Raw genomic sequence first — 3,343 nt, forward strand, 5'->3', positions numbered from 1 at the left:
TAGACAAAGCTAGACTTTACTTTCTACTTCAACGGGAGCATGGGAGCGGTTATCCCTTAGTAGACTTGCACGCCTTAGCCAGACGCGATATTTCTCAAGTTAAGATTTACAAGAAAGACTACCGCTATCATTGCTTGGTTTTCGCGTTGGCAATAGTCTTAATTCAATACTTGATATCCTAGGATTATATATCAAGTGGGCGATGTTCTTAACTCACTTATGTCAATGCTTATCAACATAAGTATAGTTTTGTCTATAAAACATTCAGCTTAGGACTAGCTCACCGAAACCAGAAAGTTTTGATTGATTGTTATTTGTAAATCCGTATCTGGGACGATGGAAATTAACTCAACGCTATTTCTGCCAAAGAACAGCCCAATCAAACCGCCGATAGCCGCACCACCTAGCACTTCTTCTGTAGCGATAGCGCCATCCCCTGTGACCGCAGACACCGCCGCCGCCGCACCAGCACCTAAGACACTATTACGGATAATCGTACTGGTGTTAATACCCTTTCTAATAGTTTCAGTTTTAGTAATTACTTCTGAAGAAGCGTTAATTTTATACTCCTCACCTGTGGTCAAAACTAACTTCTCCGCCACGAATTGAGAACCCCCTTGAGCAGGTTGGAGTTTACCCAAAACTTGACTACCAGCCGGAATGATTACAGTTCCTTGTCGGGTAATTACATTTTGATATACTGTCAGAGTCAAAGGTGCTGTTTCATCTTTGGTGACGAGAATTTTTTGCCCCTGAGCATACTTCACAGGAATCACAGTCCCTTGGGGAATAGTCACAGATATCGGTGTGGGGGTGGTAGGCTCAACAGCGACAATATAGGGAGAAATAATTGCAGAGGCTTGATTAGAACTAACCAACGCCTGATAGATAAAAGCCGCTACCTGTGCGCGGGTGGCGGTTGCAGTTGGATTCAGCAACTCAACGTTAGGATAGTTCACCACAATTCGCCGCTCAGTAGCTGCAGCGATGGGACTACGCGCCCAGTCAGCAATATTAAAGCTGTCGTTGAAAATTTGCAAAGTAGTTTGAGTATTAATACTCGGAGAATAATTTAACCCGTTGGCTAAAGCCACCAAAACCTGTTGGCGCGGGATCTTCTGGTTAGGCTCGAAGCGATTACCGGGATACCCTGTTAAGAAACCGATGGTATAGGCTTGTCGAATGGCATTAGATGCCCAAAAATTACTAGGAACATCCACAAAATTGATTGCTTGCCGTTGTGGTCCTTTTAGGAACGCATTGTTAATCATCGCGGCAAATTGAGCGCGGGTTACTGCTTCTTCGGGGCGAAACCTACCATCAGGAAACCCAGCAATTACACCTCGCCTAGATAACTCTTGGATGAACTGTGCCGCCCAATAGTTAGATGGAACATCGGAAAATCTCGTTTGAGCTAATGATGGTGTGGTTGTGATTAAGGGTGCTACAGTACCTAATATGAAGCTTACGGCTAAAATTACTGGGGTTCCACATTGCCAAGGATTTAAATTCAACATTGCTTTTTAATGCCCTAAATTTCAGTTTTTCTCCTAGGTATTCAGACAATTTGCGTCATTAAAAGTTCCTGAAATGTTGATTTTTAATCCTGACAATATTAACTATCATTTGTTCTTTAGGGAATAGGGAATAGGGAATTGGTGTTTACTTCATGAGCCTGAAAAAGGCTTTATAGCAGCTAAAAATAAAGCGATCGCCTGCCATATATATTTGCACTGGCCATCGCTCATGGGAAATAATTAAACTCACAGATCAAATATAGTCAATCTGATTACAGGTTTATGACTAAATTGGAATTAAGTCCCAGCCTCAAATCTTGTTCGGGTCTTAAAACGAATGCTTCAACTTGTTGTTTCCGCAGCAATACACTAGCTAAAGCACCAGCAGCAGCACCTCCGAGAGGTTCTAAAACTTCAACTCTGCGGTTTCCTGTAATTAGTGAAATTGCAGTAGCTGCACCAGCCCCAATAGCAGCATCTGTTAATACTTTACTGCTATCATTTTTATTAATTGTTTCAGTTCTGGTAATTATCTGAGAGGAAGCATTAATTAATTGGCGACGGCCATCAGTAAAGACTAACTCCCTGGCCACGAACCTCACACCCCTAATATTGTCATTGTTTCTGCTTCTGTTATCGAAATATACGGGTTCTAGCTGTCCTACAACTTCAGTGTTTCTGGGAATTAAGATATTTCTGCGATTATCGATGATGTCATTTGATATTTTCAATGTCAGGTTCAATGTTTCCCCACGAACCACAACAACTCTTTCTTTTTCGTGTGTGACGGGAAGACTCACGTTAGCGTTAGCGGGAATTGTCACTGTTCTGGTTTGCCCAATAGTATACTGGGCATTAGCAGGAGTAAAGGCCATCATCGGAGTAACAGTACTAGTAATTGCCATTGCTACGAGTGCAGCGGTGTGATATTTCCATTGGTGAAGAGTATTCATAATATGCTTGTGCTTAATGTGTGTGCTGTATGATCTGACGGGCTATTGATTATGATTGTTTCTGGTTGGTGCGATTCGTTCTTCCTAAATGAGTAGAAATGCTCAGGGACGGAAGGTAAGACTGGGTAAAAAACCAGACTCTTATAACTGTGTGTTCATGTGGGTGAGAATCCCACCCCCTAGGTGCAAGGGTGACAGCATCTTCCTTACGGTAGCGACTAGCCATCAATCCGTAGAGCACCGAAGAAAAGGCGTTCTTACTGGTAGCCCAAACTGGTACACGTCGAGCAAAGTACCCATGAGTAGTCAACAAAGATGTGTTAGAAGCGTCGTTAAACAAAACCAGCCAAATCAGGCTGATAGGCTGGAACCAAAAAAGGTAAAGGATAAGGAAACGGCTACTCGTCCTTAGTCCGTTATGCACTTCCAACAAACCCGGCGTAAAACATCACTCTAAAGGTACACAGAATGGACACATGGAACGAAGTAACCCCCTTGTTAGCTCTTTTAGAAGGTCGAATCTAAAAGTAGGTGCTAACCGGATGCTGCAAGTGGGAGAGATTGAGTCAGAAGCGAACGCTTAGGGTAATGCCTAAGATATGCTGACAGACTCACGGTGATATGGATGATAAAGTTGTAAGCAGGAATTATGTCTAAAACGAGTGTAAAGACTACGGTAGAATGGAACACGATTAACTGGAAACAGTTAGAACGTCGTGTTTACAAAATCCAAAAACGAATTTATCAAGCCTCAGCCCGTGGTGATGTCAAGGTTGTTCGTGGACTCCAAAAGGTGCTGATGAAGTCTTGGTCAGCCAAAGCTTTGGCTACACGTAGGGTAACTCAAGACAACCAAGGAAAGAAAACCGCCGG

At 42.9% G+C, this 3,343-nt stretch carries 5 protein-coding genes; 2 read left to right on the top strand and 3 right to left on the bottom strand.

Features of this window, described 5'->3' with window-relative positions; all coding sequences use genetic code 11:
• Positions 1 to 182: hypothetical protein (locus NWP22_RS05505; protein ID WP_280801606.1), on the top strand; the 182-nt coding region annotated here is incomplete at its 5' end.
• 93 nt (positions 183 to 275) lie between these two features.
• Here NWP22_RS05505 and NWP22_RS05510 read toward each other — a convergent pair.
• The 3 genes from NWP22_RS05510 to NWP22_RS05520 form a co-directional block, all read right to left on the bottom strand.
• Complete coding sequence (locus tag NWP22_RS05510; RefSeq protein ID WP_271733795.1) at positions 276 to 1,517, bottom strand: S-layer homology domain-containing protein; 1,242 nt, start codon at positions 1,515 to 1,517, stop codon at positions 276 to 278.
• 272 nt (positions 1,518 to 1,789) lie between these two features.
• The gene (locus NWP22_RS05515; protein WP_271733796.1) at positions 1,790 to 2,470 is read right to left on the bottom strand and encodes a conjugal transfer protein TrbI; all 681 of its coding nucleotides are present in this window, start codon (positions 2,468 to 2,470) and stop codon (positions 1,790 to 1,792) included.
• A 49-nt stretch (positions 2,471 to 2,519) separates the two neighbouring features.
• A complete protein-coding gene (locus tag NWP22_RS05520) occupies positions 2,520 to 2,810 on the bottom strand; it encodes a hypothetical protein (RefSeq protein ID WP_280801607.1) in 291 nt (96 codons plus the stop codon).
• 309 nt (positions 2,811 to 3,119) lie between these two features.
• Between NWP22_RS05520 and NWP22_RS05525 the strand changes: the two genes are divergently transcribed.
• Positions 3,120 to 3,343 (top strand): reverse transcriptase N-terminal domain-containing protein (locus NWP22_RS05525; protein ID WP_280801608.1); only part of this gene is annotated, 224 nt, incomplete at its 3' end.

This window comes from Anabaenopsis tanganyikae CS-531 (assembly GCF_029891675.1).
In the GTDB taxonomy this organism is placed as follows: domain Bacteria; phylum Cyanobacteriota; class Cyanobacteriia; order Cyanobacteriales; family Nostocaceae; genus Anabaenopsis; species Anabaenopsis arnoldii.

Bases quoted from the DNA above. Each gene is read 5' to 3' on its own strand.
- NWP22_RS05510 (WP_271733795.1), bottom strand. From the start codon at position 1,517: ATGTTGAATTTAAATCCTTGGCAATGTGGAACCCCAGTAATTTTAGCC.
- NWP22_RS05515 (WP_271733796.1), bottom strand. From the start codon at position 2,470: ATGAATACTCTTCACCAATGGAAATATCACACCGCTGCACTCGTAGCA.